The organism is Kitasatospora sp. NPDC085895 (assembly GCF_040702125.1).
In the GTDB taxonomy this organism is placed as follows: Bacteria; Actinomycetota; Actinomycetes; order Streptomycetales; family Streptomycetaceae; genus Kitasatospora; species Kitasatospora arboriphila.
In genome coordinates, this window is the sequence record NZ_JBFBJY010000052.1 from 1 (window position 1) to 24,737 (window position 24,737).

34 protein-coding genes, 1 tRNA gene and 3 pseudogenes are annotated in these 24,737 nt (G+C 72.3%); 22 read left to right on the forward strand and 16 right to left on the reverse strand.

The genetic code is table 11. From position 1 onward, the window contains the following. Positions 1–397 precede the first annotated feature (397 nt). Positions 398–676 (forward strand): GlsB/YeaQ/YmgE family stress response membrane protein, encoded by a 279-nt coding sequence (locus AB0442_RS27250; protein WP_366166045.1) that lies wholly within the window; start codon positions 398–400, stop codon positions 674–676. A 132-nt stretch (positions 677–808) separates the two neighbouring features. Here AB0442_RS27250 and AB0442_RS27255 read toward each other — a convergent pair. The 3 genes and pseudogenes from AB0442_RS27255 to AB0442_RS27265 form a co-directional block, all read right to left on the reverse strand. After that, positions 809–999, reverse strand: a pseudogene (locus tag AB0442_RS27255) (DUF2945 domain-containing protein); the annotation flags it as partial. Between the two features lie 259 nt (positions 1,000–1,258). Beyond that, on the reverse strand, positions 1,259–1,837 hold the full coding sequence (locus AB0442_RS27260; RefSeq protein WP_366166047.1) for a hypothetical protein: 579 nt from the start codon (positions 1,835–1,837) through the stop codon (positions 1,259–1,261). Then, complete coding sequence (locus AB0442_RS27265) at positions 1,828–2,481, reverse strand: RNA polymerase sigma factor (protein WP_366166049.1); 654 nt, start codon at positions 2,479–2,481, stop codon at positions 1,828–1,830. The genes AB0442_RS27260 and AB0442_RS27265 overlap by 10 nt, the downstream gene beginning before the upstream one ends. A gap of 181 nt (positions 2,482–2,662) precedes the next feature. Between AB0442_RS27265 and AB0442_RS27270 the strand changes: the two genes are divergently transcribed. From AB0442_RS27270 to AB0442_RS27300, 7 genes and pseudogenes are all read left to right on the forward strand, one after another. Beyond that, positions 2,663–3,139 (forward strand): Asp23/Gls24 family envelope stress response protein, encoded by a 477-nt coding sequence (locus AB0442_RS27270; protein WP_366166051.1) that lies wholly within the window; start codon positions 2,663–2,665, stop codon positions 3,137–3,139. Positions 3,140–3,173: 34 nt separating this feature from the next. Next, a complete protein-coding gene (locus AB0442_RS27275) occupies positions 3,174–3,350 on the forward strand; it encodes a hypothetical protein (RefSeq protein WP_363547044.1) in 177 nt (58 codons plus the stop codon). Next, positions 3,347–3,730 (forward strand): Asp23/Gls24 family envelope stress response protein, encoded by a 384-nt coding sequence (locus AB0442_RS27280; protein ID WP_366166053.1) that lies wholly within the window; start codon positions 3,347–3,349, stop codon positions 3,728–3,730. Before AB0442_RS27275 ends, AB0442_RS27280 begins: the two co-directional genes overlap by 4 nt. A 38-nt stretch (positions 3,731–3,768) precedes the next feature. Continuing rightward, entirely contained in the window at positions 3,769–4,443 is a 675-nt protein-coding gene (locus tag AB0442_RS27285) for a DUF6286 domain-containing protein (protein WP_366166054.1), read from the forward strand. 37 nt (positions 4,444–4,480) lie between these two features. Next, on the forward strand, positions 4,481–5,086 hold the full coding sequence (locus tag AB0442_RS27290; protein ID WP_366166056.1) for an alkaline shock response membrane anchor protein AmaP: 606 nt from the start codon (positions 4,481–4,483) through the stop codon (positions 5,084–5,086). Between the two features lie 445 nt (positions 5,087–5,531). After that, a complete protein-coding gene (locus tag AB0442_RS27295) occupies positions 5,532–5,846 on the forward strand; it encodes a hypothetical protein (protein ID WP_366166057.1) in 315 nt (104 codons plus the stop codon). A 57-nt stretch (positions 5,847–5,903) separates the two neighbouring features. Next, positions 5,904–6,026: pseudogene (locus AB0442_RS27300) on the forward strand (hypothetical protein); the annotation flags it as partial. On the opposite strand, the gene AB0442_RS27305 reads toward AB0442_RS27300, so the two are convergent. Further along, on the reverse strand, positions 5,990–6,208 hold the full coding sequence (locus AB0442_RS27305; protein WP_366166139.1) for a hypothetical protein: 219 nt from the start codon (positions 6,206–6,208) through the stop codon (positions 5,990–5,992). The pseudogene AB0442_RS27300 and the gene AB0442_RS27305 sit on opposite strands and share 37 nt — an antisense overlap. A 33-nt stretch (positions 6,209–6,241) precedes the next feature. On the opposite strand from AB0442_RS27305, the pseudogene AB0442_RS27310 reads away from it, so the two are divergent. Continuing rightward, a pseudogene (locus AB0442_RS27310) lies at positions 6,242–6,749 on the forward strand (HAD family hydrolase); the annotation flags it as partial. 628 nt (positions 6,750–7,377) lie between these two features. On the opposite strand, the gene ugpC reads toward AB0442_RS27310, so the two are convergent. Genes ugpC through AB0442_RS27330 form a run of 4 tightly spaced genes read right to left on the reverse strand, consistent with a single transcriptional unit; the run spans position 7,378 to position 11,510 of the window. After that, positions 7,378–8,553 carry a sn-glycerol-3-phosphate ABC transporter ATP-binding protein UgpC gene (gene ugpC / locus AB0442_RS27315; RefSeq protein ID WP_366166059.1) on the reverse strand — a complete coding sequence of 392 codons (1,176 nt, stop codon included), beginning with the start codon at positions 8,551–8,553 and terminating at the stop codon, positions 7,378–7,380. A 34-nt stretch (positions 8,554–8,587) separates the two neighbouring features. Then, positions 8,588–9,418: a carbohydrate ABC transporter permease gene (locus AB0442_RS27320; protein ID WP_363547023.1), complete on the reverse strand. Its 831-nt coding sequence runs from the start codon at positions 9,416–9,418 to the stop codon at positions 8,588–8,590. Beyond that, positions 9,415–10,344: a sugar ABC transporter permease gene (locus tag AB0442_RS27325; protein ID WP_363547021.1), complete on the reverse strand. Its 930-nt coding sequence runs from the start codon at positions 10,342–10,344 to the stop codon at positions 9,415–9,417. Before AB0442_RS27325 ends, AB0442_RS27320 begins: the two co-directional genes overlap by 4 nt. Beyond that, complete coding sequence (locus AB0442_RS27330) at positions 10,341–11,510, reverse strand: ABC transporter substrate-binding protein (protein WP_366166061.1); 1,170 nt, start codon at positions 11,508–11,510, stop codon at positions 10,341–10,343. The genes AB0442_RS27325 and AB0442_RS27330 overlap by 4 nt, the downstream gene beginning before the upstream one ends. 368 nt (positions 11,511–11,878) lie before the next feature. Here AB0442_RS27330 and AB0442_RS27335 point away from each other — a divergent pair, with 368 nt between their 5' ends. Both AB0442_RS27335 and AB0442_RS27340 read left to right on the forward strand, forming a co-directional pair. Next, a complete protein-coding gene (locus tag AB0442_RS27335) occupies positions 11,879–12,337 on the forward strand; it encodes an ester cyclase (protein WP_366166063.1) in 459 nt (152 codons plus the stop codon). A 731-nt stretch (positions 12,338–13,068) separates the two neighbouring features. Continuing rightward, positions 13,069–13,145: transfer RNA gene (locus AB0442_RS27340), tRNA-Met, on the forward strand. 497 nt (positions 13,146–13,642) lie between these two features. Here the strand turns inward: AB0442_RS27340 and AB0442_RS27345 are convergent. The 4 genes from AB0442_RS27345 to AB0442_RS27360 form a co-directional block, all read right to left on the reverse strand. Further along, positions 13,643–13,825, reverse strand: coding sequence for a hypothetical protein (locus AB0442_RS27345; RefSeq protein WP_366166064.1), 183 nt, complete (start codon positions 13,823–13,825; stop codon positions 13,643–13,645). Positions 13,826–14,163: 338 nt separating this feature from the next. Beyond that, entirely contained in the window at positions 14,164–14,454 is a 291-nt protein-coding gene (locus tag AB0442_RS27350) for a LysM peptidoglycan-binding domain-containing protein (RefSeq protein ID WP_366166065.1), read from the reverse strand. 483 nt (positions 14,455–14,937) lie between these two features. Continuing rightward, a complete protein-coding gene (locus tag AB0442_RS27355; protein WP_366166067.1) occupies positions 14,938–15,147 on the reverse strand; it encodes a hypothetical protein in 210 nt (69 codons plus the stop codon). A gap of 217 nt (positions 15,148–15,364) precedes the next feature. Continuing rightward, the gene (locus AB0442_RS27360) at positions 15,365–15,595 is read right to left on the reverse strand and encodes a DUF6296 family protein (protein WP_363550498.1); all 231 of its coding nucleotides are present in this window, start codon (positions 15,593–15,595) and stop codon (positions 15,365–15,367) included. Positions 15,596–15,929: 334 nt separating this feature from the next. Here AB0442_RS27360 and AB0442_RS27365 point away from each other — a divergent pair, with 334 nt between their 5' ends. Beyond that, positions 15,930–16,379: an SRPBCC family protein gene (locus tag AB0442_RS27365; protein ID WP_363550500.1), complete on the forward strand. Its 450-nt coding sequence runs from the start codon at positions 15,930–15,932 to the stop codon at positions 16,377–16,379. Between the two features lie 543 nt (positions 16,380–16,922). On the opposite strand, the gene AB0442_RS27370 is transcribed toward AB0442_RS27365, so the two are convergent. After that, on the reverse strand, positions 16,923–17,411 hold the full coding sequence (locus AB0442_RS27370) for an STAS domain-containing protein (RefSeq protein ID WP_366166068.1): 489 nt from the start codon (positions 17,409–17,411) through the stop codon (positions 16,923–16,925). Between the two features lie 443 nt (positions 17,412–17,854). On the opposite strand from AB0442_RS27370, the gene AB0442_RS27375 reads away from it, so the two are divergent. From AB0442_RS27375 to AB0442_RS27395, 5 genes are all read left to right on the forward strand, one after another. Continuing rightward, positions 17,855–18,235, forward strand: a complete 381-nt coding sequence (locus AB0442_RS27375) for a TipAS antibiotic-recognition domain-containing protein (RefSeq protein WP_366166070.1) — start codon at positions 17,855–17,857, stop codon at positions 18,233–18,235. Positions 18,236–18,832: 597 nt separating this feature from the next. Next, positions 18,833–19,198 carry an STAS domain-containing protein gene (locus tag AB0442_RS27380; RefSeq protein WP_366166072.1) on the forward strand — a complete coding sequence of 122 codons (366 nt, stop codon included), beginning with the start codon at positions 18,833–18,835 and terminating at the stop codon, positions 19,196–19,198. Positions 19,199–19,440: 242 nt separating this feature from the next. Next, the gene (locus AB0442_RS27385; RefSeq protein ID WP_366166073.1) at positions 19,441–19,662 is read left to right on the forward strand and encodes a hypothetical protein; all 222 of its coding nucleotides are present in this window, start codon (positions 19,441–19,443) and stop codon (positions 19,660–19,662) included. Between the two features lie 2 nt (positions 19,663–19,664). Further along, positions 19,665–19,847, forward strand: coding sequence for a hypothetical protein (locus AB0442_RS27390; protein ID WP_366166075.1), 183 nt, complete (start codon positions 19,665–19,667; stop codon positions 19,845–19,847). Between the two features lie 135 nt (positions 19,848–19,982). Then, positions 19,983–20,327 carry an ATP-binding protein gene (locus tag AB0442_RS27395; RefSeq protein ID WP_366166077.1) on the forward strand — a complete coding sequence of 115 codons (345 nt, stop codon included), beginning with the start codon at positions 19,983–19,985 and terminating at the stop codon, positions 20,325–20,327. Positions 20,328–20,405: 78 nt separating this feature from the next. Here the strand turns inward: AB0442_RS27395 and AB0442_RS27400 are convergent, their stop codons facing one another. The 3 genes from AB0442_RS27400 to AB0442_RS27410 form a co-directional block, all read right to left on the reverse strand. Further along, on the reverse strand, positions 20,406–20,855 hold the full coding sequence (locus AB0442_RS27400) for a hypothetical protein (RefSeq protein WP_366166079.1): 450 nt from the start codon (positions 20,853–20,855) through the stop codon (positions 20,406–20,408). A 225-nt stretch (positions 20,856–21,080) separates the two neighbouring features. After that, on the reverse strand, positions 21,081–21,563 hold the full coding sequence (locus AB0442_RS27405; protein WP_366166081.1) for an ATP-binding protein: 483 nt from the start codon (positions 21,561–21,563) through the stop codon (positions 21,081–21,083). Positions 21,564–21,654: 91 nt separating this feature from the next. Next, positions 21,655–21,783: a hypothetical protein gene (locus tag AB0442_RS27410; protein ID WP_366166082.1), complete on the reverse strand. Its 129-nt coding sequence runs from the start codon at positions 21,781–21,783 to the stop codon at positions 21,655–21,657. Between the two features lie 711 nt (positions 21,784–22,494). Here AB0442_RS27410 and AB0442_RS27415 point away from each other — a divergent pair. The 5 genes from AB0442_RS27415 (at position 22,495) to AB0442_RS27435 (ending at position 24,211) form a co-directional block, all read left to right on the forward strand. Continuing rightward, the gene (locus AB0442_RS27415) at positions 22,495–22,665 is read left to right on the forward strand and encodes a hypothetical protein (protein ID WP_366166084.1); all 171 of its coding nucleotides are present in this window, start codon (positions 22,495–22,497) and stop codon (positions 22,663–22,665) included. 28 nt (positions 22,666–22,693) lie between these two features. Then, positions 22,694–22,891, forward strand: coding sequence for a hypothetical protein (locus tag AB0442_RS27420; RefSeq protein WP_366166086.1), 198 nt, complete (start codon positions 22,694–22,696; stop codon positions 22,889–22,891). Then, complete coding sequence (locus AB0442_RS27425) at positions 22,891–23,256, forward strand: hypothetical protein (RefSeq protein WP_366166088.1); 366 nt, start codon at positions 22,891–22,893, stop codon at positions 23,254–23,256. The genes AB0442_RS27420 and AB0442_RS27425 overlap by 1 nt, the downstream gene beginning before the upstream one ends. Positions 23,257–23,371: 115 nt before the next feature. After that, positions 23,372–23,746, forward strand: a complete 375-nt coding sequence (locus tag AB0442_RS27430) for an avidin/streptavidin family protein (RefSeq protein ID WP_366166089.1) — start codon at positions 23,372–23,374, stop codon at positions 23,744–23,746. 105 nt (positions 23,747–23,851) lie between these two features. Continuing rightward, complete coding sequence (locus AB0442_RS27435; RefSeq protein ID WP_366166091.1) at positions 23,852–24,211, forward strand: hypothetical protein; 360 nt, start codon at positions 23,852–23,854, stop codon at positions 24,209–24,211. Positions 24,212–24,737: the final 526 nt, after the last annotated feature.

The window sequence follows — 24,737 nt, forward strand, 5'->3', positions numbered from 1 at the left end:
TTCGAAGCCGAACCGTTGCCGGCCGGTACTGCTCAAAGGCCGCGGTGGCGTGGGCCGTCGGGTGTGTGGATGCGGGCGCCGAGGGTGTCGTTCGGTCGAGGTACACCGGCGCGGTGAACCGGGATTCGGCCGCCTCGGGGCCGCGGCGGCGCAGCAGGCCGGTGCTGGAGCACCGCCGAACCCGTCGAAGCAGCCCGGTACGTCGCCGCCTGCAAGCACGTCCGTTCCACCATCCGGCACGGCGACCACCACCGTGCGGGCGCCGGGTGCGGACCTGCCCGGTACGGTTCGACGGCCGTCCGGAGCAAGTGGGCGGAGATCCGGGCGTTTGGGATTCACGACGCGGTAAAGACGGGTGCTGACAACGGCTTTACCCCCTTCGAAGCAGGAGGAGCACATGGGCGTCATTGCCTGGATCTTGATCGGACTGTTCGCCGGCCTCATCGCGAAGGCGCTGATGCCGGGCAAGGACCCCGGGGGCATCATCGTCACGATCCTCATCGGGATCGGAGGCGGACTGCTGGGCGGCTGGCTCGGAAAGGTCATCTTCGGCGTCGACTCCATCGACGGCTTCTTCGACCTCTCCACCTGGATCGCCGCCATCGTCGGCTCGGTCATACTCCTTGCCCTCTACCGACTGGTCACGGGCAACAAGCACCACCACCGGCACGCCTGAGCGCCCGGACGTGAACGAAAACGGCTCCCCCTCCCAGGAGGGCGGAGCCGTTTCGTTGCCCGTCTCCGCCGGGCGGTGGAACGTGGTCCAGGTTTCCTGCGGGTCGGTTTCGGCCGCCATGGCGTGCGCTCCTCACTTCCGCTCCTTCTTCCACGCGGACGGCTCGTGCACGGCCCCGCGCCCGGACTCGTCGCTGCGCACCTGGGACCGGGGACCGCCCGGGGAGGCGGTCACGGTGCGGCCCACGTCCGCTTGATGATCTTCTTCTCCACGCTGCCCGACGTCTCACTGCCGTGGCTGCGCCGGGTGACCTCGTCATCCTGGCCGGGGTCGTCCTTGCCCGCGGAGTCGTCGGCTTGCGTGTCGGTGCTTCCCTTCGTCGTGGACCTCGCCGCCGAGCCCTGGTGGTCCGCCGGCTCGGGATCGACGTCGCCGGGCACGAGGCCCACGGGCCGCTCCACCACCGGCCGGACCGCACGGACCGCCTCCGGGGTGGGAACCGGTGCTCCCACCCGGGCCGCCTGCCTGCGGACCATGCGCATACCGCCGGGCGGGCCCGGCGAACGGGCCCCACGGGGCGACTCAGGGGGGCACGGGAAGGACGTCGGTGATGTACAGGTCGACGGCGTGGACGGTCAGGCCCAAGGTGCGGGTGGCGGTGGCGAGGACGACGTGGCGCACCTTCTCGGCCTGTTCGGCCAGTGGGCGTCCGTAGGCGGCCCGGAGCGTCAGGGCGATGGTGACGTCTCCTCGGGGACCCGGTGCGAGGCGGCAGCTGGCGACGAGCGCGTCGGTCGCGGTGTCGACGGCGCGGCGCAGGGAGGCGGCGGCCGCCGCCTCCCAGATGTACGCGGGAGAGCGCGAGGGGACCGGCAGGAGCCGGCCGCGGCGGATCTGCTGACGGACGGCGGCCAGGATGCGGTGGGTGAGTTCCGGTCGCAGGACGACCGGCCGGGCGGTGAGCGCTTCGGCGGCGCGGTGGACTTCGGCCAGGGCGGCCCGCGCCCGGAGGCAGTAAGGGCAGCGTTCGGTGTGCCGGTCCGGGGGTTCCTCCCAGGACTCGCCGATGGTGCGCCCGCAGGGAAGCGGTTCGTCCGGCCGCGGGACGAGCCGGCCCGGCCGGGAGGGGGTCGACGGGAGGGTGCGGGGTTCTATCGCCATGGGGCCAGCACCTCCTGGAGGGTTCGGCGGGCGCGGAAGAGCCGGCCACGGACGGTCGGCTCGCCGACACCGGTGATCTGGCAGATGTCGCGGTAGGACAGGCCCTGCAGTTCGTAGAGGACCCAGCAGATGCGTTGGTGCGCGGGCAGGCGCTCCAGGGCGGCCAGCAGGGCCCCGGCCAGGGCATCGGCTTCGGCCGCCGAGCTCGGCACGCCGCCGGGGTCGGAGTCGGCTGGTTCGGGCACCTCGTGCAGCGGCAGGAGGGTGCGGTGGCGACGCCGCACGTTCAGGCAGCAGTTGATGGTGATCCGGTGCATCCAGGTGTGGAAGGACGCCCGGTGGTGGAAGGCCGCCAGGCGGCGCCAAGCGCTGGTGAACGCGTCCTGAACGGCCTCCTCGGCATCGGGCAGGTTGCCGAGCAGGTGGTAGGCGAGTTTCAGCAGCCCCGGCGTGTGACGCCGGACCAGGACGGAGAACGCTTCCTGGTCGCCCTCCGCGGCCCGGACGGCCAGGACGTCATCGGGCAATCGCCGGCAGCCGGCGTCCGCCTCCGCCGAGGCGGAGGCTGCCGGGACGGGCACCCGGTGCGGTGCGGGGGGAGTGAGGCCGTTGTCCGGGGGATGCGGGCTCGTCTGGTGTGCCATCGCCGAGATCCTTCGCGTGATGCACGCGGTCGGGACTTCTCCTCGCGTGCCACCAAGAACGCGCCTTTACCGATTCGGAGATTTCATCCCTCGGAGGAGCGACCGTGAGGATCGCGCCTCTGTGCGTGTCCAACCATGTGACGGCCCCGGACGGGGCTCTTCCAGGACAAGGACCAGGACCATGACGGATCCCAGCAACCTTTCCGGCAGCCGCGACCAGGGAACGACGCCGACGTTCGGGACCCTCTCCCGCGACAGCGGGCAGCCGGCCGAGTTGCGCGGCAAGACGACCATCGCCGACGGAGTGGTCGAGAAGATCGCCGGCATAGCGGCCCGACAGGTCCCCGGCATCTACAACCTGGGGGCCGGCATGGCCCGCACGCTCGGCGCGGTACGCGACCGTGTTCCCGGCGGGCGCCCCAGTGTCAGCCGTGGTGTGAAGGTGGAGGTGGGCGAGCGGCAGGCCGCCATCGACCTCGACCTCGTGGTGGAGTACGGCCCCTCCATCGCCGACCTGGCCGGCGACGTGCGCGCCAGCGTGATCGACGCGGTGGAACGGATGACCGGACTCGAGGTCGTCGAGGTCAACGTGACCGTCGACGACGTCCACCTGCCCGAGGACGACGAGGACGCGCAGAGCGAGAGCCGCGTGCAGTAGGGGGCACCCTGTGCGCAAGGACGGTGAGTGAGTGATGAGTGCTGCAATCGCGGGCCTGCTGGCAGGCATCGCCCTGGGGTTCGCCGGCTACTTCGGTGGCTTCTGGGCGTTCCTGCTGGCGGCCGTGCTGGGCGCGATCGGCCTGTTCGTCGGGCTGCTCGTGGACGGCACGCCGGTCGGAGACATGTTCCGTTCCCGGGACCGTAGGTGAGCACCGGCGCGCCGGCCGCCCGCAGCGGCCGGGCCGTGGCACTGCCCGCCGCGGCCGAGCGGGGCGCCACCGTGATCCCCGACCGGGTGGTGGCCCGGCTCGCCACCCACGCCGCGCGCGAGGCACTCACCCGCCTCGCAACCGGGGCGTTGCGACCCGACGCGGGCGCCGCCCGCGCGCAGGCCTCCGTCCGTGCGGGTGCGGCGCGGCTGGAGGTGAGGGTGGACCTTCCCTACCCCATCGACATCTCCTCCGCGGCCGAGGCGGTACAGCGACACGTCGCCGAGCAGGTGGAAGAGCTGACCGGCCTGTCCGTCCACGAAGTCGACCTGACGGTGCGGAACCTGTACCTGGCCAAGGCGGCGGGCCGGGTCGCCTGACCCTGCAACCCCGACCCTGCGACGAGGAGGCGGACCAGATGGGAAACGACCACCCGCACGAGGGCTCCGGCCCGGCCGGCGACCGGGTCCGTGCGCCCCGGCCCGCGGCAGCGGTCCTCACCAAGGGCACCGACTCCGCCGACCCGGTACCCGAAGACGGGACGAAGAGCCGCCGCGGCCACCGGATGTGGTCGGCGCGGCGCTGGCCGGCCGCCGTCGCAGCAGCACTGATCACCGCCGGCGCGGGGCTGCTGCTGTACGACGTGTGCGCCGTCCGGGCCGGCCGACGCGCCTTCACCTGGCGCACCCGCCTCGCCGAGGAGCTCGCCACCCGGCCGGTGGACGACACGTGGATCCTCGTCGGCGCGACCGTGGCGGCGGCCCTGGGACTGCTGCTCCTGGTCCTCGCCCTCACCCCGGGGAAGGCCGGACTGCTGCCGATGCGGGCACCCGAGGGCGGACCCGGGATCCGGGCGTACCTGGAGCGGCGCGGTGCGGAAACCGTCCTGAGGGACGCGGCTTGGCACGTGCCGGGTGTCGCCCGTGCCCGCATAGCCGCGCACCGACGCCGGATCGACGCCCGCGCCGACGTCCGCTACCGCGACCTGCAGGAAGTCCACGACGACCTCACCCAGGTCCTCGGCGCCGCCTGCGACGGCCTCGCACTGACCCGCCCGCCCCGCCTGAGGGTCAGGGTGCGCCGCTCCCGATGAACCGCCCCCGGCCCGCTGAACGAACCGAGGAGGAGCGATGAGGAAGCGCTCCACGATCAACCGGACCCTGCTGGCCCTCATCGGCCTGACCCTGCTGATCGGCGGCCTGCTCGTCGTCATGGGCAGCCTCGACCTCTACCGCCGCTGGCACCTCGACCCGCCCGCAGGCTGGCCCCTCACCTCCCCCGGCGACGTTCTGCTCCCCGCGGCCGACCGGACCCGCTACACCGCTGAAGAGTGGTGGTGGCCCGCCGTCATCGGTGGTCTCACCGTGCTCACCCTCCTCGCCCTGGCATGGCTGCTCATCCAGGTACGCCGATACCGGCCCCGCACCCTCACCGCCGGCGCATCCCGCCCCCAGCACGCGGTCGACATCCGCAACCAGGCCCTCGCCGACGCCGTTGCCGCCGACACGGCCCGCCTGCCCGCCGTCGACGGGGCCCGGGCCGCCATCACCGGCACCGCCGGACGTCCGGAACTGCACCTGCACCTCACCCTCGTCCCCGGCGCGGAACCCGTGACCGCCCTGAACGCCGTCCGCGAGGAAGCGCTCGCCAACCTGGCGACCTCCACCGGATGGCACGACATCCCCGTCCACGTCCGTCTGCGCATCGCCCCCCACCCCGCCCGGCACATCGACTGATCCACCAGCCGCGGAGCCACTCGGCATCGAGCCGCTCGCGGGCCACGCGCCCCTCCTCTCACCGCCGTGGTCCGTGCCGCGGTGATCGGCCTCATCACCGGCCCGAGCGCCGGGGTGTCGGTGCGTGGACGGTTCGCTGTCCGGGGCGGAGGGCCGGGCGGAAAACTTCTCACTGCCGCTTGGCGCCTGGCCGGTCGTCCCGCGGCCGACGGGGCCGCCGTGGTCGAGGCCGAGCTGCTCGCGGATGGATGCTGCGCCAACGCGACTCCGAGCCGGACGCCTTTGACGACGCACGGCATGCCTCCGGCCAGGCAGCCGCGTGCGGCCGGCGGCCACACCGCTGTCGGTGGGGGCTGCGCTTCAGCCGAGCGGGGCGGCAGCACGCAACGGATGACAACCCCGGAACCGGGGTTTCCCGACCCCGTACGGGGTGAGACGCAGCGGCATGGGTAGCTACGTGATCACTGTTCCCGGAACCATTCGGAAGCCGATGGACCTGTCGGCGCGCCGGGCCCTGCTGGCTGTCGTCCACGGGGCCGATCCGGAGGAGGTCGGCGGCCAGGTGCCCGACCTGGATGTGCTGACCCTGGACGAGCCCGGCGGCACGTTCGTACTGCGGCTGGAGGTTGAGGCCGCCGACCGGACCGCCGCCGGCGAAGAAGCGGTGGAGCTGACCCGGAGGGCCTTCACGGCCGCCGGCTACGACTCGGACGGGGTGAGCGTGGGCACTCCCGCTGTCACCGGGATCGACGTGGGCTGACAGACCTCCACATCGGGGATCTACACCGACCGGGACCGCGCCCACGCAGAGAAGGCAATCCAAGAGTCCGTTCGCACCTACGGCACGAAGTGGCCCGAGGCCGTCGCGCGGATCACCGGGGACCGGAAGGAGCTGCTCGCGTTCTACGACTTCCCGGCGGAGCGCTGGGTCCACCTGCGGACCACCAACCCGATCGAGTCGACGTTCTCCACGGTCAAGCTGTGGACCGAGGTCACCCGCGGATCCGGCAGCCCGGCGGCCGCGTCGGCGACGGTGTTCAGGCCGGTCGAGTCCGCCCAGGAACGCCGGCGGGCGATCACCGGAGCCCTCGTCGCCCTGGTCCGCTCCGGCGTCGAGTTCAAGGACGGCGTCCTGGACACGGCCGCGATCTGTCGGAGAGGTTCGAGCAACTCCACCGGGAGGCCGTGGACGCCGAGCTTGCCCCGGTCGACGGCTTGCCGGAAGCACTCGACGCGCTCACTCTGCCGACATGCGTCGCCTCCAGCGGCTCCCACGACAAGATGCGGCACACCCTGGGGCGCACCGGGCTCTACGAACGCTTCGCAGGCCGCCTCCACAGTCCACTGAAGTCTCCCGCGGCAAGCCCGCCCCCGACCTGTTCCTGCACGCCGCCCAGCAGATGGGCGTCGATCCCGAAGCCTGCGTGGTGGTCGAGGACAGCCGGCCCGGCGTCCATGCCGCCCGCGCCGCCGGCATGCGAGCCTTCGGCTACGCCGGCGGACTCACCCTGCCTAGCGCCTCGAGGGCCACAACACCGTCGTCTTCCACGACATGCGCCAACTGCCGAACCTCATCGCCGAACGGCTGCCGACTCTCCACCGGGCACCGCACACCCACAGGATTCGACAGTTGCTCACCGCAGACTCACCGGCGAGGAATTAGTCACCGCCGTCCTTGCCGAGGCCGACACCGACCACACCGTCACCCTGCTCAACCACGGCCATTCCGCGCCGCTCGTCGTCCGACCCGACGGCGCCGTCCGCCTCGCGGGTGCCACGGCTTCGGCCGGGGTGTCGTAGGTGTCGAAGAGGCGGCTGATGCCGAAGATCGTCAACGTGTCACGCACCGGTGTCCCCTCGGTGGGCAGGACCAGCCGCAGTCGGCCTCCGCCGGCTGGCGGCCGCGGGCCCCGGGTGTCGCAGGCCGCAGCGGGTGCCGCTCCGGCGTGGAGTGGCCGGGGGTGCCGGCCGTGCGGATGGGCCGGCGCCCCCGGGGGCGTCGCTGCCGCTTGCGCCGGGATGGCAGTGCCCTGCCTCCTGTCGACGTCGAACCCCGGGGGAAGCCGCTTGCGGAAAGACCTTTGCATTATGCAGAGGATTCTGGTGCGGCGTCACCCGGTGAGGTCCGGGGCAGCGTCCCGTCGTCCTGATGGACGGGCCGGTACCGGTCCGGGTTCCGTCCCCGGGGGCCGACCCACCGGTCCCCGCGTCACGTGTTCCGCCGGGCCGCTGCCGTCCTTGTGGACGGCAGCGGTCGCCCCACCCTGGTCGACGCTTCCGCGCCGGGCGAGTCACTGTTCGCGGGTCAGGTTCGCTCCTGTGGAGGGGTCGAAGACGTGCACCCGTCGGCTGTCGAGCCACAGCTCCAGCTGTTCACCCTCGGCGGCACGTGTCTGGGCGTTCAGCCGGGCGACGACCGTGTGTTCGGTCATGCCGGTGTCGGCCCGTCCCGAGTCGGCGGCGAGTTCGGCGAGCTCCTCGGTGCGGGCAGGCCCGCCCTCCTCGGTGAAGTGCACGTACACGTCGGATCCGACGGACTCGCGGATCTCCACGGTGGCGGTGCAGGTGATGCCGCCGGTGTGGTCGTCGATCAGTGAGGCGTCCTCGAAGTCCTCGGGGCGGATGCCGACGATGACCTCGCGCGGTGCGTCCGCGCCCTCGAGGGCGCGCCGCATCCGGTCGTCCAGCGGAAGGTCGCCCAGCGAGGTGCGCAGCGTGTTCTGTTCGAGGGTTGCGCCGAGGAAGTTCATGCCGGGCGAGCCGATGAACCCGGCGACGAAGAGGTTGACCGGTGCGTCGTAGAGGTGCTGGGGTGAGCCGACCTGCTGGACGACGCCGGCGCGCATGACGACCACCCGGTCGCCGAGGGTCATGGCCTCGACCTGGTCGTGGGTGACGTAGACGGTGGTGGTGCCCAGGCGCCGTTGGAGGGCGGCGATCTGGGTGCGCATCTGGACCCGGAGTTTCGCGTCGAGGTTGGACAGCGGCTCGTCCATGAGGAAGGCCTTGGGGTCGCGGACGATGGCGCGGCCCATCGCGACGCGCTGGCGCTGTCCGCCGGAGAGGTTGGCGGGTCTGCGGTCGAGGTGCTGGGTGAGGTCGAGGATGCGGGCGGCCTCCTCGACCTTGGCGGCGATGGTGGCCTTGTCGGCCTTGGCCAGGCGCAGGGCGAAGCCCATGTTGTCGCGGACGGTCATGTGCGGGTAGAGGGCGTAGCTCTGGAAGACCATGGCGATGTCGCGGTCCTTGGGGGCGCGGTCGTTGACGATCTTCCCGCCGATGCTGAGCGTGCCCTCGGTGATGTCCTCCAGCCCGGCGATCATGTTGAGGGTGGTGGACTTGCCGCAGCCGGACGGGCCGACGAGGATCACGAACTCGCCGTCGGCGATGGTGAGGTTGAAGTCTTTGACGGCGAGTGCGCCGTCGGGGTAGCGCTTGGTGATGCCGTCGAGGACGATCTCGGCCACGGTTCGCCTTCCTGGTCCGCCCGGTGGGGCGGTCTCATCCCTTGACTGCGCCGGCGGTCAGGCCGGCGACGATGCGGCGCTGGAACAGCAGAACGAAGATCACGATCGGAATGGTGATGACCACCGCGGCGGCCGCGATGGACCCGGTCGGCTGCTGGAACTGGGAGCTGCCGGTGAAGAAGGCGATCGCGGCCGGCACGGTCCTCGCCGCGGTGGTCGAGGTGAGCGAGATGGCGAACAGGAAGTCGTTCCAGCAGAAGATGAAGACGAGGATGCCGGTGGTGAACACCCCGGGTGCGGCGAGCGGGGCGATGACCAGGCGGAAGGCCTGCCACGGCGTGGCGCCGTCCACCTTGGCCGCCTTCTCCAAGTCCCAGGGGATCTCGCGGAAGAACGCCGACAGGGTGTAGATGGCCAGCGGCAGCGAGAAGGTCATGTAGGGGATGATCAGGCCCGCCCAGGTGTCGAAGATCCCGAGCGCGCGCTCGATGTTGAACAGCGGTGACACCAGCGAGATCGGCGGGAACATGGCGATCAGCAGGGAGACCCCGATCAACAGCCGCTTGCCGGGGAAGCGGAGCCGGGCGACCGCGTAGGCGGCCATGGTGCCCAGTACGACGGCGATGGTGGTGGCGATCACCGAGATGCCGATCGAGTTGACCAGGGCGCGGGTGAACTCGGAGGTCTTGAAGATGCCCTTGTAGTTCTCCCAGGTCCACTCGCGCGGGATGAAGTCGCCGTCGGTGAGGGTGCTCGGGTCCTTGAAGGACAGCGCGACGATCCACCAGACCGGGAAGAGCGCGTAGAGGACGACGATCAGGTTGGCGACGCCCCAGCTCGTCAGGGTACGGGTGCGGTTGTTCATCGGCGCTCCGGTTCGCCACCCGGCGCAGCGGCGCCGAAGACCTTGATGAAGACGAAGGCGATGATCGCCACGCAGAGGAAGATCAGCACCGAGATCGCCGACCCGATGCCGAGGTTGAGGGCGGTGAACAGGTTGTCGTAGCCGAGGATCGACACCGAGCCGGTGTCGTTGGAGCCGCCCGTCAGGACGTAGATGTTGTCGAAGATGCGGAAGGCGTCCAGGGTGCGGAAGAGCAGGGCGACCAGGATCGCCGGCTTCATCAGCGGCAGGATCACCAGCCGCAGCCGCTGCCAGAACGTCGCACCGTCCACCATCGCCGCCCGGACGGTCTCGTCCGGCACCAGGGCGAGGCCCGCGAGCAGGAGCAGAGCCATGAACGGCGTGGTCTTCCACACCTCGGCCAGGATGATCAGGCCGATCGCCTGCCACTGGTCGGTGAGCGGGGCGCTGCCCTCCGGCAGGAGGGCGGCGAGGTAGCCGACGCCGGGCGTCCAGGCGTACTGCCAGGAGTAGGCGGCGACCACGGTGACGATGCCGTAGGGGATCAGCACCGCGGTGCGGACGGTGCCGCGGCCGAACACGGCGCGATGCATGACCAAGGCGAGGGCCATGCCGAGCACCAGCTCGATCGCCACCGACACCACGGTGATCAGCACGGTCACCCACAGGGCCTGCCACCAGAACGGCGAGGTGAGCACCGCGCCGTAGTTGGAGAACCCGACCCAGTGTGCCTGCTGCGGAAACCGCAGGTCGTAGCGTTGCAACGAGAGGTAGATCGCATACGCGATCGGGTAGGCGGTGACCGCCAGCATCACGATCGCGGCGGGCGCGCAGAGCAGCAGGCCGAGCCGGCGTTCCTGGCGGGCGCCCTCGGACTCCGTGGTCCTCTTGTCGGTCCGAGGGCCGGGTGCGGTGTCAGGCGTCACGGGATCAGCCCCTTGGAGCCGAGGGCGTCCTCGATCTGTCCGCGCAGATCGGCGACGGTGCTCTCCGGATGGATGTCGGCAGGCGGGGAGAGGGTGTGCGAGATGGCGATCGACACGTTCTGGTAGGCCGGTGTCTGCGGCCGCACACTCGCGGTGTCCAACGCGGCCAGCACGTCCGCCGCGAACGGGTAGCTGTCGGTGAGCTCGGCCGCCTGGTACAGACTGCGCAGCGACGGCGGCAGACCGCCCTTCAGCGCGTTGGTGAGCTGGTTCTCGCGGTCCCGCAGGCACAGGGTCGCCTCGAAGGCGAGGTCCGGGTGCTTGCCGTACGCGCCGACGGCCAGGTCGATCCCGCCGATCGTCACGGTGGCCGGCCGGTCGGGCAGCACGGACGGGTAGGGCGCCCAGCGGAAGTGCTGGAACAGCTCGGGCTGATTGGCCTTCATCGACGGGTAGACGAAGGGGTAGTTGAGCTCGAAGGCCGCGGTTCCGGACTCCATCGCCAACCGGTTCTGGTCCTCCATCTGGTTGGGCAGCGAGGGGTCGGCGGCTGACGAGGTGGCGGTGTCGTGCATGACTGCGGCCGCGACGACCGCGGGCGGGCCGAGCGAGGGGGCCTGCGCGTCCGGGGTGAGGATCGAGCCGCCCGCGCTGGTCACCAGGGTGTTGAACCACACCGTCAGGCCCTCGTACTGCGCACCCTGGATCTCCACGTAGTGCGGCTTGCCCTGCTTCGCCAGGGCGTCCGCCTGGGCGAGCATCTCCGCCCAGGTCTTCGGCGGGTTCGGCACCAGGTCGTCCCGGTACCAGAGCAGCTGCGTGTTGGAGTTGTACGGCGCCGCGAAGAGCCGGCCCTGCCAGGTCGCGGTCTGCACGGCCGCCTTGAGGGTGTCGGCGGTGGCCTGCTCCTTCCTCGCCCCGGTCCACTCCCGGATCCACCCTGCCTCGGCGAACTCGGCGGGCCAGGTGACGTCCAGGCCGATGATGTCCACGCCCGTGTCGTGCGCGGCCATCCGCCGCACCAGTTGTTGGCGCTGGCCGTCGGCGCCGCGCGGCAGCTTGTTGTACTTGATGGTGTAGCGGCCGCCCGACTGCTGGCCGCAGCGGTCCGCGGCCTGCTGGAGGGCGCCCGAGTCGTCGGGGAAGTTGTACCAGTTCAAGGCCACCGGTCCGCCCTCACCGCTGCTCCCGCAGCCCCCGAGAACGGACGCGACCGCGCACACACCGGCGGCGGCCGACAGCCAACGCGACCGGAGCCTGCACACGCTTGTCATCGCACCCCCGACACGGAGACCCATGGAGGACCCGAGACTAACCACAAGCCGATCCGGCGAGGCGTGCTGTGCTCCCCGTGTCGGAAGGTTCCTTCGGACGGAGCAGTTCGCTCCGCGCAAGGAGCCCCGGGACGGGCCGGCTCTCGCATGCCCGCGCGCGGGCAGCGCCCGTGCAGCGGGCTCGGCCTACTGGCGGTGTCCTCCTGCACTTCCTACGCTCGAAGGAGGAGCCGTGAGAGCCCGTGACCAGGAGCCCGACCATGGACGTCACCGACATGCGCCGCCTGTTCGAGGCCCACCGCGAAGCGGAAGCGTCACGCGACATCGATGCCGTCCTCACGACTTTCGTGCCCGACTGCTTCCTGGAGACCGCGGCCCTCGGGCTGCGCAGCCAGGGCCGGACGGCGGTGCGGGCCGCGTACGAGCAGCAGTACTTCACCGCCTTCCCCGACCTCGCCCCGCAGGACCAGGGCATCGCCTTCGGTGACGACGTCCTCGTCGTGTGGGGTGTGTTGCGCGGGACCAGCCTCGGCGAGTGGGTCGGCATCGCGCCCGGCGGCGGCAGTTTCGAGGTGCCTTTCGCCAACGTCGTGCCGTTCCGGGAGGGACTGATGGCGGGCGAGACGATCTACTTCGACCTGGCCACCCTCTGCGAACAGGCCCGGATCCCCCTGGAACAGATCTGCGCTGCGGCAGCCGCCCGACGGACACCCCCGTAGATCACGCTCCGGCGCCGGCGGCGGAAGCACCGGCAGGGACGCGGCATGCACGACCGCTGCCTGTCCCGCCCGCACCTTCTGCTGCCGCCGGGGCCGATTGTGCGGCGTTGGCGTGCTGTCGGCCCACCGGCGTGTTCCGGCGGTTCGTCCGGATCGATGAAGTGCTGCACTGCGAAAGGTGCTGACTGGTAGCCAGATGTGCGGTGGTCTGCCCGGCCACACCGGGGAGACTGTAGTGGGGAGGGTGGGCCGGTCGTGGGTGCATCGGCGGAGGGGCCGTCCAGGAGCAGGCGCCACGCGCGTCTGATCGCGACCGCGACGCCCAGCAAGGGCAACATCCGGCTGCGCCCCGCGGCTCGGCGTCCGGCCCCGCACCCGGCGTCCGAACCTCCGCGGGTTCGCGGAGCCGAACCCGAGGGCGGCCGGCTGCGGAGACCGGACGCTCTCGCGCGGCCCTCGGCGCGTCCGCTCCCGGCAGCAGCCGGAAGTCGCACTGCGCTGCGTGGGGAGTCATGCTGACGGTGCGTCGGGGTCGCAGACGCAAGGTGGCTCCCAGGTAGGCAATCGAGACCCCGGGAGTCGAGGCGATCTTCTCGCCTCCGCACGGGTCCTGACCGTCGGGCCCGTTCCCGCGGGGCGATTCGAGCGGCTTCACCGTCCGCCGCATTGCTTAGCCCTGCCGGAATGCGTTTCCCCGAACGCTCGCGGTGTCGTAGAGTCACTTTCATCGACGCGGGGTGGAGCAGCTCGGTAGCTCGCTGGGCTCATAACCCAGAGGTCGCAGGTTCAAATCCTGTCCCCGCTACCAAGGTCCGGGCCCGGTGCGCATCAGCGCGCCGGGCCCGGACTCTTTCGCCCACCGCGAACCGGGCGGTGATCCGGAGGTTGCGGCATGGGGCGTGTCCCTGGGTCCGGCACCGAAGTGAGGCCGCGTCCCACCGGCGGACGCGCTGTGCCGGCCCCGCGGCGAACCCGTTGAGGGCGCCCCGGCGAGCCCGATCGGCGGGCCGGTGACCGCCCGGCACGTACACCTCCGACCGCGCCGGGCCGGCAGGGCACCACCCACCGGGGGCGACCGTACGCATCGGCCGCGCCCGACCGGCGGCCCGCACCCGCTGGCCGCCGCCGCCCTGCGACCTGCAGGACGGCGGCCTTCGTACCTGATCGGAGACCGGGGCGCGGTGGTCGTCAGCCGCCTCGGCCCTTCTCGCCGGCCGGGCTCAGGGGACCGCCTCGGTGGGTTCGGCGAAGTCCGGCCGGACGTCGAGGACGGCGTGCGGCCGGACCGCCGGCACTGCCGGCGGGTCAGTGGCCGGGGTCGGCCTGGGCCGGCGCCGGTTCGCCGGCGTCCGGACTCTCAGGGAGGGAAGGTGCCGGCTCGTCCGGCGGTGGTGCGGTGAGGCGGTCGGTGAGGCGTTCCTCGAGCTGGCAGAGCAGTAGGAGGGCACCGAGAAGCGCCGGGGGCATGAACAGCATGAGCACGAGCATGTGATCCTCCCGAAGGGGCGGTCACGGTTCGTTTGACCCGCTGGTCGATCCGCCTACACGCTATGGCCCGCGATGGATCCCGGCACCTCGCCGGTCGGCCACCAGGCGGTCGCGGCGTCTCGCACAGCGGCAAGAGGCAGTCCGCGGATCGTGCCGCGGTCCGCGATCGACACCAGGGCCTTCGTCGTTCTTGATGCTGCGGCAGGTGATCGGGTTGGTTAGTGTCGGTGTCGCAGGCGGTGTAGCCGTCGCATCCGGTCGGGCCCGGCCGTCGCCTTGCCTTGCAGGGAGCTGCCGGGCCCGCTGTGCGGGTTGTGGGCGGGAGCCCTGGCGGGCTGTCAGGGGATGCGGAGGGTCTGCCCGGCGAGGACGAGGTCGGGGTTGTCGCCGATCGTGTCGTGGTTCGCCTCGTGGAGGGCGGGCCAGCCGCCGGCCACCTGCTGCGCCTGGGCGATGCCGTCGAGGGTGTCGCCGTCCTGGACCACGACGGTCGCCGAGTCGGCCGGGACCGAGCCGGTGCCGGCCCCGGCCGCCGTGTCCGGCTCGGCCGTTGCACTCCGGCCGACGGCAGACGGCGGGGTGGCCGGCTGCCGGGCGGCGGGGTGCTGCGCGGGTCGCGGCGCGGGCACCGTGGGGGGTGCCGGGTCGGCTGGTGCGGGCGCCGCAGACCGGCCACGGCGGAACACTCCCCGAGAGATCGGCGATCGGGCGGCCGGCGCCCCGGGGCACCGCCCTCCCGCCGTTGCCGCACCCCGCCGCCGGTGCCCGGCCGGCATTCCCGGAAAGTCACCCGCCCGGCCGTGCCCGGCACCCGCCCGCACCACCACCCGCCGGGGCGGCCGTCACTCCTGCGGGTGGTGGTGCGGGCGGGTGTTTTGCGGCTCGCGGGCGGTGTGCAGAAGCACCCGTGCCCGGTGGGCGGCCGACCGGTCTATGCGAGGCGAGCCGCCGGTTCCGGTCCGGCATCCGCCACGGCGTCTCGCGGGCGCCGGACCGCCCCCATGGTGGTGCCTCCGGTCGGGGACACAGATCGAGGACACCAGTGCCGCACGAAGCCCGGCAGCAGGACGATCGCAGCCCGGGCGAGGGTGCGCTCCCGGCGTGGTTTCGCGCTAGGGCAGGTCGGGCGGCCGGGTGCCGGGGCGAGGGGTTTCTGTGACGATCTCGTACAGGCCTGGTCCGGCCTTGCGGAACCAGCCGCCGACGGCTTTCGCGAGCCGGGCCCGCTGGACGTCCAGGCGGTCGATCGCGACTCCGGGCGGGATCTCCACGTACTCGTGGACCATCGCGATCTCCTCGGGTGTCAGTTCGGGATCCGGCACGACGGCCTCCACGCAGGTTCGATAAACGTTCAACCAACATACCCAGAATCCGGCATATGCCCTAAAAAGGGCATTTCATGCCGTGCTGCTCCACGCCGGCCCCGGTCCCCTTGACCGGCGCAGGCGGCCCCTCCGAAGCCCCGGGCCCATCCGCCCGGGACTGCGCGTCCTGTCCGTTCGGCACCCGGCACCGGCACCGGCACCGGGTTCGGGGCGGTCAGGGGAGGGGTTCGGCGTGGAGGGGGCCGTGGTGGAGCGGGGTGGGGGTGAGGAGCCGGGCGGTGCCGTGGTCGGTGATTTCGACATGCAGGCGGCCGGTCTCGTCGGTGTAGATCATGTGGCCGCCGGGGCCGGTGCGGCCGGTGGCGGTGACGACCGTGCCGGTCTGCGGGGCGTGGCAGCCCGGCCGGCCGGGGAGGACGATCAGGTAGCGGTGCACGAGCGCCATCTCGGACGCTCCTTTCCAGGTCTTGCTGCGCCGCGCAGAGGTGGCGGTGTCCAGACACTACGCCCGCCCGGGCCGCCGGTGGGTCCGTGCCGGGGTCCGGTGCAGTTGCGGGTGGGCGTTCACCCGGGTGGTCGACCGGTGCGGCTGCCGGGATTGGTGCCGCAGCGGCGGAAGAAGGGCGCGTGCCGCGGGTTCGGGCGGCCGGGTGGTGGCCGTCTGCGGTTGCGGGTGCTCCGCGGGGCGGGCGGGATGGGTTACGGCCCCGTGTGAGGGCCTGCCGTGGGGGCAGGCGTCCGGGGTCCGGTGAACCAGACCACGAGGGAGTGGGTTCGGTATGAGCAAGGTGCAGGAGACGATCGACGTGGATGTGCCGGTGAGCACCGCGTACAACCAGTGGACGCAGTTCGAGGACTTCCCGCTGTTCATGGACGGCGTGGAGGAGATCCGGCAGATCGACGACCGGCACAACCACTGGAAGACGCGGATCGGCGGGGTGTCGCGGGAGTTCGACACCGAGATCGTCGACCAGGTCCCGGACGACCACGTCAGCTGGCGGACGACCAGCGGCGAGGTGAAGCAGACCGGCATGGTGTCGTTCCAGGCGCTGGACGCCGGCCACACGCGGATCGTGATGTCGATGGACTACCAGCCCGAGGGGCTGGCGGAGAAGGCCGCGGACATGATGAACATGCTGGACCGGCAGGTGAAGGGCGACCTCAAGCGGTTCAAGCACTTCATCGAGAAGCGCGGCACCGAAACCGGCGGCTTCCGCGAGCGCCTCTGACCACAGCAGGTGGGCCCCGGCCACCGGATGACCATCCGGTGGCCGGGGACCGTTGTGCAGGCCGCAGGGGCGAGGGTCTGCCGGCGGCTGCCAGCGGCGGGACCGGCCCTGGAGTCCTTGCCCGTCCGCGCACCGGCCTGCAGGCAGCCTTCGCCGGGTGGTTGAAGGGCGGTCAGGGGATCACCGGCGCCTGTGGTGCACCGAGTCTGCGAGCACGCGTTCGGCCTCGTACCCCAGTCGCGTTCGGGGAGTGACACCACCCGTGCGTGGGCTCGGACGGCGGCGTGCTGCCCTCGGCCCCGCGCCGGGGCGTGCTGAGGGCAGGTGGAGGTCGGCCCCGACGGTTCTGCCGGCCCCTTCGGCCGGCTGCCCCAGGTGGTGGCGACCTGGTCGATGATGTGCAGGCCGCGGCCGGACGGTTCTTGCGGCCGGCCGGGCTGGGTCGTGGCGTGGCGGGGCTGGTGGCGGTAGCAGCGGCCTGCAGCAGGGCTGGCGTCCGGGTCATGGGCCAGGTCGAGTGCCGTGGGTCCGCCGGCGTGGATCTTACCGAGAAAGATGTTCGTCTGTGTACGCCGCCCTACACCGCCCGCGCCGCCCTACACCGCCTGAGCCGCGCTGCACCGTCTGCGCGGTCTGCTCGCCGGTGCGGGGGTGGTGCAGGGCCTGTTCCAGGTCGGGGTAGAGGGGGAGGACCTGGTCGGCCTGGGTGACTTCGAGGACGCGCCGGGCGACGGGGCTGGGTGCGGCCAGCACGATCGGGATGCCCAGAGCCAGTGCCGCGAGCCGGGCGGTGAGCAGCGCGTTGAGGGCGCTGGAGGTGAACAGCCGCACGGCGGACAGTTCGACGACGACCAGGGCCGGGTGTGGGGCGAGTGCTTCGTCGAGGGCCTGCTGGACCTGGGCCCGATTGTCCATGTCGAGTTCTCCGGCGAGGGAACACACCACGCTGTCGCCTGCCCGGGTCAGGACGATGGTCAGTACGGGATCGGGCGGGGACCCGCCGAGCAGCAGGGACTGAGCGGGAATGGCCATGATGCGTCTCCCAGCCCACCAGAGGCTCCACCATCACGGCGGGCCGGGGCATCCGGCTCCTCGCGGGTGCGGGAGACAGCGCGGCGACAGCCGACGGGCAACGGTGGGCGCCACGATGACACCTACCGCTGTGTTCACCGTACGCCTTTTGCTGTAGGACGGTCAGCCCCGCTGCGGCCGACCCGGCTTCGCAAGCTGGCCGGGGCGGCCTGGTGGGCGCCGGGGAACAGCGGTCTGTTCACGGCGGCGACCTTGATCCGGCGGATCTCGCAGCGCCCCAGGAGCGGGACGTCTCGCCAGGGAGGCGACTTGAGCTGCATGCGGAGGATCTTCCGGCCGCCCTTGACGAATCGACTGAGCCGCTCAAACAAATAGCTTGCCGACCCGGTGGGCCTGTGTCACTGTTCCGCCTGGATCGACAGCCGGACAAGAGAATTGGCGCCATGGGGAATCAGTACGAGGAAGAGTGTCGTCGGTCGTTGGCCGAAGAGCAGGCGAAGAGCCTTGCCGAGACCAACAACTGGGAGCACGTGGACAGGGCTCAGGTCCACCAGGACTGGGACGTGCTGTACCGGGAGATCGCAGCCCGCCTGGACGGCTCCCTGCCCGGGGATCCCCGGATCCAGGAGCTCGTCGGCCGGCATTTCGGCGTAGCCTGCCGATTCTACGCCCCCAGCAGGCAAGCGTACGTGGGGATGGCACTCTTCTATGCGGAAGACGACGCCATGAGGGAGTTTCACAACTCCTACCATCCCAGGATGGTGGAATTCCTGGGTGAGGCGATGAGGATATTCGCCGAACGGGGAATCGGCTTCACTTCGTAGCACTCCAGCTCCAGATCGTGATCCTGCCCGTTGGCAGGGCAGGGCTTCGGTGTTCCGTGTGGCGTCCGGTTCATGACGGCCTGTCGGGCAGGCGGCTACGGGAACGGAAGCGCAGGCACGGCTTCCATGGAGTTCTCGACGCCCCGCGATCCGACTGGAAGACCGTGCCTGCCGACGCACCATCGCTGATCCCATCCGCCTTTGACCAGCTCCGCCGGTAGCCCGATACCGGCCTCCAGGAGGTTCCGGGGCTGCTGGAACAGCTCGGTGTCCGGCCCGATCCGCTGCTGCCGTGGCGTCTGGCGTCCTCCGAGTCCGCCGTGCGCCGACTGCTGGCCCGCCTCGTCGCAGACGCGCTGGACCGGGCGGTCGGCCGCGGAGACCAGTCACCCCCGCTGCCCTGTCGGCGTGCCGCGGCAGCGGCCCGGCGGTGGGCCGGGACGCGCCCGGGTTCGGGGCTGCCGCCGCCCAGGGCTCGTCCTACCGTGGAGTGTGAGCCGGTTCGCGTGATGCGGGCCGGCCCCGCGGATTCGGCAGGGGGGCCGGAGGTGCGGGTCCGCGGCCGTGGGGGCGTGCTGCCGGAGGGAGTGCGTGGATGTGGTGGGCGAGCTGAAGACCGGTGTGGAGCTGGTGGGGACGGTCGCGGTGTGCACGCTCGCCGGCGACCTGGTCCTGGACACCGAGGAACAGGTCCGAGCCGCGCTTGACGAGGGACTGGCCCTGGCACCGCGGGTGCTGGCGGTGGACCTCGCCGGCGCGGAGATGTTCACCTCCAGCGGCCTGAACGTCCTGCTGCTGACGCGCCTGGCCACACAGGAGTGCGGGGTGCCGGTGGTGCTGATCGCCCCGTCCGGGGTGGTCCGGCGGGTCCTGCAGGTCACGGAGGCGGCCGGCCTGTTCCCGGTGTGCACCGGCGTCGAGGAGGCCGGCCGGCACGCCCCGCCGCACGGCCCGGACGCGTAAGCCGCGGGCCCTGGCGCCGGTGATCACAGGGAACAGGTCGGCTGCCTGGATGTCTGCCGGATCGGCCGCCCGAAAAGCGGTGAGGTCGGACAACGGGGGTAGGAGGGGAGTACCGGTGTCCGCCATCGCGGCGTTCGCCGGATGCCCGTCGGTTGTCGCCGCACTGTCTCCCGATCCCGCGCGGAAATGTTGCCCCGGCCCACCTCCTCAGGTGGAGCCAGCGGTGGGCTCGGAGGGCGGTCATGGCTTCCTACGACGATCTCGCGCAACGGGCCGGCCCGGCACCCGACATCCACATCCGCACCACGACGGTGGGCCGGGCGGTGGTGTGCACACCGGCCGGGAACCTGCACTCGGAGAACGAGGAGCAGGTGCGGCGGGCCCTCGAGGTGGCCCTCGGCCGCCGCCCGGCCGTCCTGGTCGTGGACCTGTCGGAAGTGCGCATGTTCACTCCAGCGGCCTGAACTTGCTGCTCGGCGCCCGCCGCGCCGCGCACGCCTGCGGCGTCCTGCTGGTTCTGGCGGCCCCCAGTGCGCGCGTGCGGCGTGTCATGGCGATCACCGGCACCGGCGGGCTGTTCCCCGTCTGCCCGAGCCTGCGGCTGGCACTGCAGCACCGGAGCCCGGAGGTACTCAGGGACGAGGCGTGACACGGGCGCGGGCGGGTAGACGGGACGGTCGACGAACGCTCCCCTTCGACCTGTTCGGGTCCGGTCATGTGTCCTCCGCTTGCCGTTTCGGCCCACCGCCGCCTGGTCTTCCGGCCGGGCGAGCGGGGCACGGGTGTGCGCCGCGGCATCGACTTCGTCCAGCTGGTGCTGGCGCAGTGGCGGCCCGGGGCGGATGAGGCGGTCGTGGGCGACGTGATGCTGGTGGCGGCCGAGTTGCTCGCGAATGCGGTCGACCATGCCGGCGGCCCGCTGGCCTTGGAGCTGTGGCTCGGAGCCGGGGGTGAGCGGCTGCGGATCGACGTCACGGATGCCGGCGGCGGCGAGCCGCGGATCCTGCCGGTGCGGGCGGATGAGCCGCGCCACCGGGGCCTGCGGATCGTCGACCGCCTTGCCGTGGGTTGGGGCTGCCGCCCCAGCGGTACGGGCAAGACGGTCTGGGCCGAGCTCCGCCTGGAGTGAGCGCCCCGCGGCCCGTCCCCGTGGTGTCCTCGGGGCGCGTTCGGCCACCTGCTGCGGGCCGGGCCCAGGATGGGCCGGTCAGGTGCGACGGGCCGCTCGACGCTCGGGCGTCTCGTCGTTGCCGGTGCGGGCGAGCGTGACGGCCAGGAGGCGTACCGCCTGTTCGGCGTCGGCGAGTTCGTCGGCCGTGGGCAGGACCGCGCCGAACGCATGGTCGTCGGGCGCGGGCAGGGCCCGCCAGTGCAGGACGGGGGCGAGGTCGCTCGTGCATTGCGCGAGGAACCAGGCCAGGTGGCCGTGGATGCGCGCCACGGCCATGGCGAGGGCGGCCAGGGCCTCGCGGAGTGCGGCGAGGCGCTCGATCCGTGGCAGCACCTCTTGCACGTCGGCCGGGCCGACGGCCTCCGCCAGGCTCTGTGCGGTTTGCCGGGCCAGGGCCCGGTCCGCGGCCGACGGCTCCCAACTGCCGTCCTGTAACTGTCGCTGCGCTTCCAGGACGGTCTGCTCGACGGCAGTGCACATGCTCATGCCCGGCAGCTTAGCGACGGCCCGTGTGGGTCGCGGCGCTGGGAGTGCACTCCGCGATGGGTGGTCGGCGGCCTCTGGATGGGGATCACCGACCGCGGTACCGCCTGTTTCCTCACCTTCGACCCGCTCCATTCCTGCCCCGCTGCACCACGGCCCCGCCACGTTGAACCGGGTGATGGCCCGGCTCGTGGTCGTGGGAGCGGTGCGGGTGGGCCCGCCGGAGGGTCAGTTGTCGAGGTGGGGGTCGGGGTCGGCCAGGGCGGCCCGGCGGGCGTGTCCTGGATCTGGTCGGGCCGTGGTGTCGGCGTCCGCGGGGACGGAGAGGTCGGCCCAGACGGTCTTGCCGTGGTCGTCGGGGGTGTGGCCCCAATCGGTGCTGATCCGGTCGACGATGATCAGGCCGTGGCCGTGCGGGACCTGCGGCCGGTGCGGACGGGCCGGTTGCGGCGGGGCGGGGTCGGGGTCGGTGACGGCGATGCGTAGCCGTCCGGGCGACCGCTGGAGGTGGAGGGTGCTGGGTCCTCCGGCGTGCTGGGCGGCGTTGGCGAGGAGTTCTGCGGTGACGAGGACGGCGTCGGCGGCGGCTTGGGCGGCTGTGGTGGTCAGGTGCCAGTCGGTGAGGGCGGCGCGGGTGAAGGCCAGGCCTTCGCTCACGCAGGCGTCCTGGTCGCCGGGCAGGAAGTCCAGCCGGCGCCGGTCGGATGCCACAGGATGAGTGGGAGGGCACATGGCGGTTCCAGGTCGATGGCCGGTGTGCTGCGAATCCTGCGTCTGCCCCGGCCCCGCGCCTGCCACGCCCTCAGGCGGGCGTGTCCCCGCCCCGGGCGGCGTCCTCGGCGGTGGCGTAGACGGGGAACAGGGTGGCGGTCTCGGTGATCTCCAGTACCCGGCGCGCCCCGGCGCTCGGCGCGACCAGGACGACCGGCACCGTCCGGTCGGTGCCTCGATCCGTGCCGCCAGCAGGGCGTTCAGCCCGCCGGATACGAACAGTTCCACCCCGCTCAATCGACGGCGAGGACCTCGGGGAGTTCGCCCAGCGCCGCCTGGAGGGCCTGCCGGGCCTACCCGGCGGTGCCCTGGTGGAGGTCGCCGGCGAATACGCACACGACCGTCCGGCCCAGCCGTCCGGTGCTGGTCTTCAGCTCGGTCGTCACAGCAGCGTGCCTTTCCTGGAAGCGGCCCGCGGCTCGGGGCCGCCGCACTGGCGCCGGCGCACCACCAGTGCGGGGACCAGCCCGGCCGGCCACGCCGCCGACCGGCGCCGGTATCCCCACCCTGGGCCCGGCGCAGACGGGCGGCCCCCGTGCCCGCCGTCGCCCGGGGGCCCGGCTTGCGGCAGGGCTGCCCCGGACGTCCGGCCCCGGAGCCCCCGACCGGTTCCGGGCACGAGGGCGGGGCCGCCCCGGCTGCTGCACCGGGGTCGGGCGGAAGGTCTGGAAACGCGGCGGCCGGGGTGTCTGGGTTGGTGGTACGGCCTGATGCCGCCACCACCTGCCGGCCGTTCGGGGCGGTCGAGGGCCCGGCCGACGGTGACCGGATGCCTGCGTGCGGGTGGCGGGAGTGCACGGTCCTCGGCAGTCCGCGGCCGGTGCGGACGGGGCCGGGCCCGGGCATCCGGGTCGGCGAGGAGGAGGCCGCCATGGCTGCTGCGGTCAACCGCGGCGAGATCGAGGCCGACATCAAGGAAACCCTCGGCCTGGTCCCGCACTTCTTCACCCGGATCCCCACCGAGCTGCTCGGCCCGGAGTGGGAGATCTTCAAGCGGATCGAACTCGGCGAGACGCTGACCCGAACAAGTACAAGGAACTGATCGGGGTCGGGCTGCACGCCGAGACCAAGTGCAAGTACTGGGCGCCCTGTTCCACACCGAGGCCGCCAAGCTCTTCGGAGCCACCGACGAGGAGATCCAGGAGGCCGTCCACTACGCCAAGGCCAGCCTCGGCTGGAGCGCCTACATCAACGGCGTGCAGGAGGACTACCAGTTCGCCGCCGAACTCGCCCAGGTCGCGGACCACGTCCGCGCCAAGGCCACCTGATGGAGCTCGAACGGCTGCGGCCCACCGTCTTGCGCGCAACCTTCCACGCCTACGAGCTGGCCGCGCTCGTCGCCGCCGCCCGCTACGTGGTCGACACCGCACCCGACGATGTTCCCGCCGAGGCGCTGCAGCAGCTCGCGCAGCTGCCGGCCGGCTACGACCGGCAGCTGCGCGAGCTGCCGACGACGGCCCCGGCGGAGGGGGTGAGCTGCATCCGGAAGCCGGGAGCGCGCGTCCGCCCGGCGTACTGCCGTTCGTCCTGGCATCGAAGCAAGCCCGGCCGGGCGGCGGCACCAGGCCAGGACCGGGCCGCGGGTGGGCGGTGGTCACCCCGGCCGACGAGCCCGCACACCGACCGGCCGTAGTCGGCCCGCCGGGTGCCGGTTTGCAGCAGCTCGGCATGCCGGGCACGGTCGACCGGTGTGACGATGCGGGAGATGCGGCCACGTCGGGCCGAGGCAGGTAGAAAGGGGAGCGGTTGTGGGAGTGACGGTCGCGGGCGACTGGTACAACGAGTTCGGTTCCTGTCTGAGGCTCCAAGCCGATCCGGCAGGGCTGCTGACAGGCACGTTCGAGCCCGGTGCAGGACCTGCCGGGCGCCGCGAGCTGGTGGGGCGGTTCGACGTGTGCCCGACCATCCCGGGAGTTGCGCTCGGCTGGACGGTGGCCTGGCGGGACGAGCACGGCAGCGCCGCATCGGTGACCAGCTGGAGCGGCCAGTACCTCCCGGACGACGAGCGGATCGTCGCTTCCTGGCTGTTCACCACCGCCACCGGGCCCGGCGAGGCGTGGAAGGCGACGGTCATCGGCCAGGACACCTTCCGCCGCCTGCCGCCCCCGCAAGACGCGGGCTGAGCGGACGACCAAGGCCGCCCGGGCACAGCGCGGGGGCATTGGCACGGCCGGGACACCCTTGACCCACCCCCCCACGCAGGGAGCGGAAGGATCGGAGGCGCAGCCGTGGGCGAGGACTCCTTCTTCGAACCGGGCGGCGTGTACCGGTACCGGAGCAGCGGAACACCGGACGGGGCGGAGGTGGAGGTCTTCGTCGTCGCCCATGTCGGCCGGGCACCCGGCGGCTTCGACGACCACCCCCACACGGGCGAGGTGGGCGAGACCGCTTTCGGGTGGCGCCGCCTGGTGCCCGGCCCGAACGGTGCGGGACGACCGCTCGGCCCCTACGTCTGCCACGACCCCGCTCCCTGGCAGCCCGTTCCGGACGAGGACATCGGCCCGCTGCTCGGCAGCACGATCCCCGACCTCGCCTGGCCCGCCCCCGACCGGCGCACACGCCGACCGGCGCAGCGCCCGCCCCGCTGACAGGCCGCCCGCCCCACCCCGCCGGAGGATTCGCGAACCGCCCGGCCGGGTGGCTCGGCGCCGCGCCGGCGGCCGGTCGAGCAGTGCCCGCCCGCCCGCACAGGTGCCGGGGCGTGCCCCCACCGCGCCCCGGCACCCCTCCGGCGTCGGCCGCCCTGTCATCCCCCGTGTCGGCGCGGCCGTGCCGGGCCCACCGTCGACGTGCCGTGCTCCAGCAACGGCCCGGCACTGCCCTCCTGGCGAACAGGACAGCAGTGGGTGGTGAGGGGGGCCAGGGCCGGACCGCGGGCGTGCGGCCGCCGCGCCGGCCTGCCCGGAGCCTGGTGCGTCACGGGCAGGCGCTGTGCGCCGACGACGGCTGCCGCCGGAACACATGCCGCCAGGCGGCGCTGCGCGACCGCCGGCCCGCGCCAGCGACCGCGCGCAGGGCCGGGCCGCCTGCGTCGACCCTGCCCTGCCGCGCTGCGGGTCCCTGTCCTGGTTCGCCGCCGCATGTCTGCCCGGGACGTCGCCGAGGCCGCAAGGA

Coding starts and splice junctions, on each gene's coding strand:
- AB0442_RS27260 (WP_366166047.1), bottom strand. CDS start 1,837: ATGGCGATAGAACCCCGCACCCTCCCGTCGACCCCCTCCCGGCCGGGC.
- AB0442_RS27290 (WP_366166056.1), top strand. CDS start 4,481: ATGAGGAAGCGCTCCACGATCAACCGGACCCTGCTGGCCCTCATCGGC.
- AB0442_RS27345 (WP_366166064.1), bottom strand. CDS start 13,825: ATGCTCGTGCTCATGCTGTTCATGCCCCCGGCGCTTCTCGGTGCCCTC.
- AB0442_RS27265 (WP_366166049.1), bottom strand. CDS start 2,481: ATGGCACACCAGACGAGCCCGCATCCCCCGGACAACGGCCTCACTCCC.
- AB0442_RS27425 (WP_366166088.1), top strand. CDS start 22,891: ATGGAGCTCGAACGGCTGCGGCCCACCGTCTTGCGCGCAACCTTCCAC.
- AB0442_RS27275 (WP_363547044.1), top strand. CDS start 3,174: ATGAGTGCTGCAATCGCGGGCCTGCTGGCAGGCATCGCCCTGGGGTTC.
- AB0442_RS27295 (WP_366166057.1), top strand. CDS start 5,532: ATGGGTAGCTACGTGATCACTGTTCCCGGAACCATTCGGAAGCCGATG.
- AB0442_RS27360 (WP_363550498.1), bottom strand. CDS start 15,595: ATGGCGCTCGTGCACCGCTACCTGATCGTCCTCCCCGGCCGGCCGGGC.
- AB0442_RS27250 (WP_366166045.1), top strand. CDS start 398: ATGGGCGTCATTGCCTGGATCTTGATCGGACTGTTCGCCGGCCTCATC.
- AB0442_RS27365 (WP_363550500.1), top strand. CDS start 15,930: ATGAGCAAGGTGCAGGAGACGATCGACGTGGATGTGCCGGTGAGCACC.
- AB0442_RS27400 (WP_366166079.1), bottom strand. CDS start 20,855: ATGAGCATGTGCACTGCCGTCGAGCAGACCGTCCTGGAAGCGCAGCGA.
- AB0442_RS27320 (WP_363547023.1), bottom strand. CDS start 9,418: ATGAACAACCGCACCCGTACCCTGACGAGCTGGGGCGTCGCCAACCTG.
- AB0442_RS27375 (WP_366166070.1), top strand. CDS start 17,855: ATGGGGAATCAGTACGAGGAAGAGTGTCGTCGGTCGTTGGCCGAAGAG.
- AB0442_RS27385 (WP_366166073.1), top strand. CDS start 19,441: ATGGCTTCCTACGACGATCTCGCGCAACGGGCCGGCCCGGCACCCGAC.
- AB0442_RS27370 (WP_366166068.1), bottom strand. CDS start 17,411: ATGGCCATTCCCGCTCAGTCCCTGCTGCTCGGCGGGTCCCCGCCCGAT.
- AB0442_RS27270 (WP_366166051.1), top strand. CDS start 2,663: ATGACGGATCCCAGCAACCTTTCCGGCAGCCGCGACCAGGGAACGACG.
- AB0442_RS27415 (WP_366166084.1), top strand. CDS start 22,495: ATGGCTGCTGCGGTCAACCGCGGCGAGATCGAGGCCGACATCAAGGAA.
- AB0442_RS27285 (WP_366166054.1), top strand. CDS start 3,769: ATGGGAAACGACCACCCGCACGAGGGCTCCGGCCCGGCCGGCGACCGG.
- AB0442_RS27335 (WP_366166063.1), top strand. CDS start 11,879: ATGGACGTCACCGACATGCGCCGCCTGTTCGAGGCCCACCGCGAAGCG.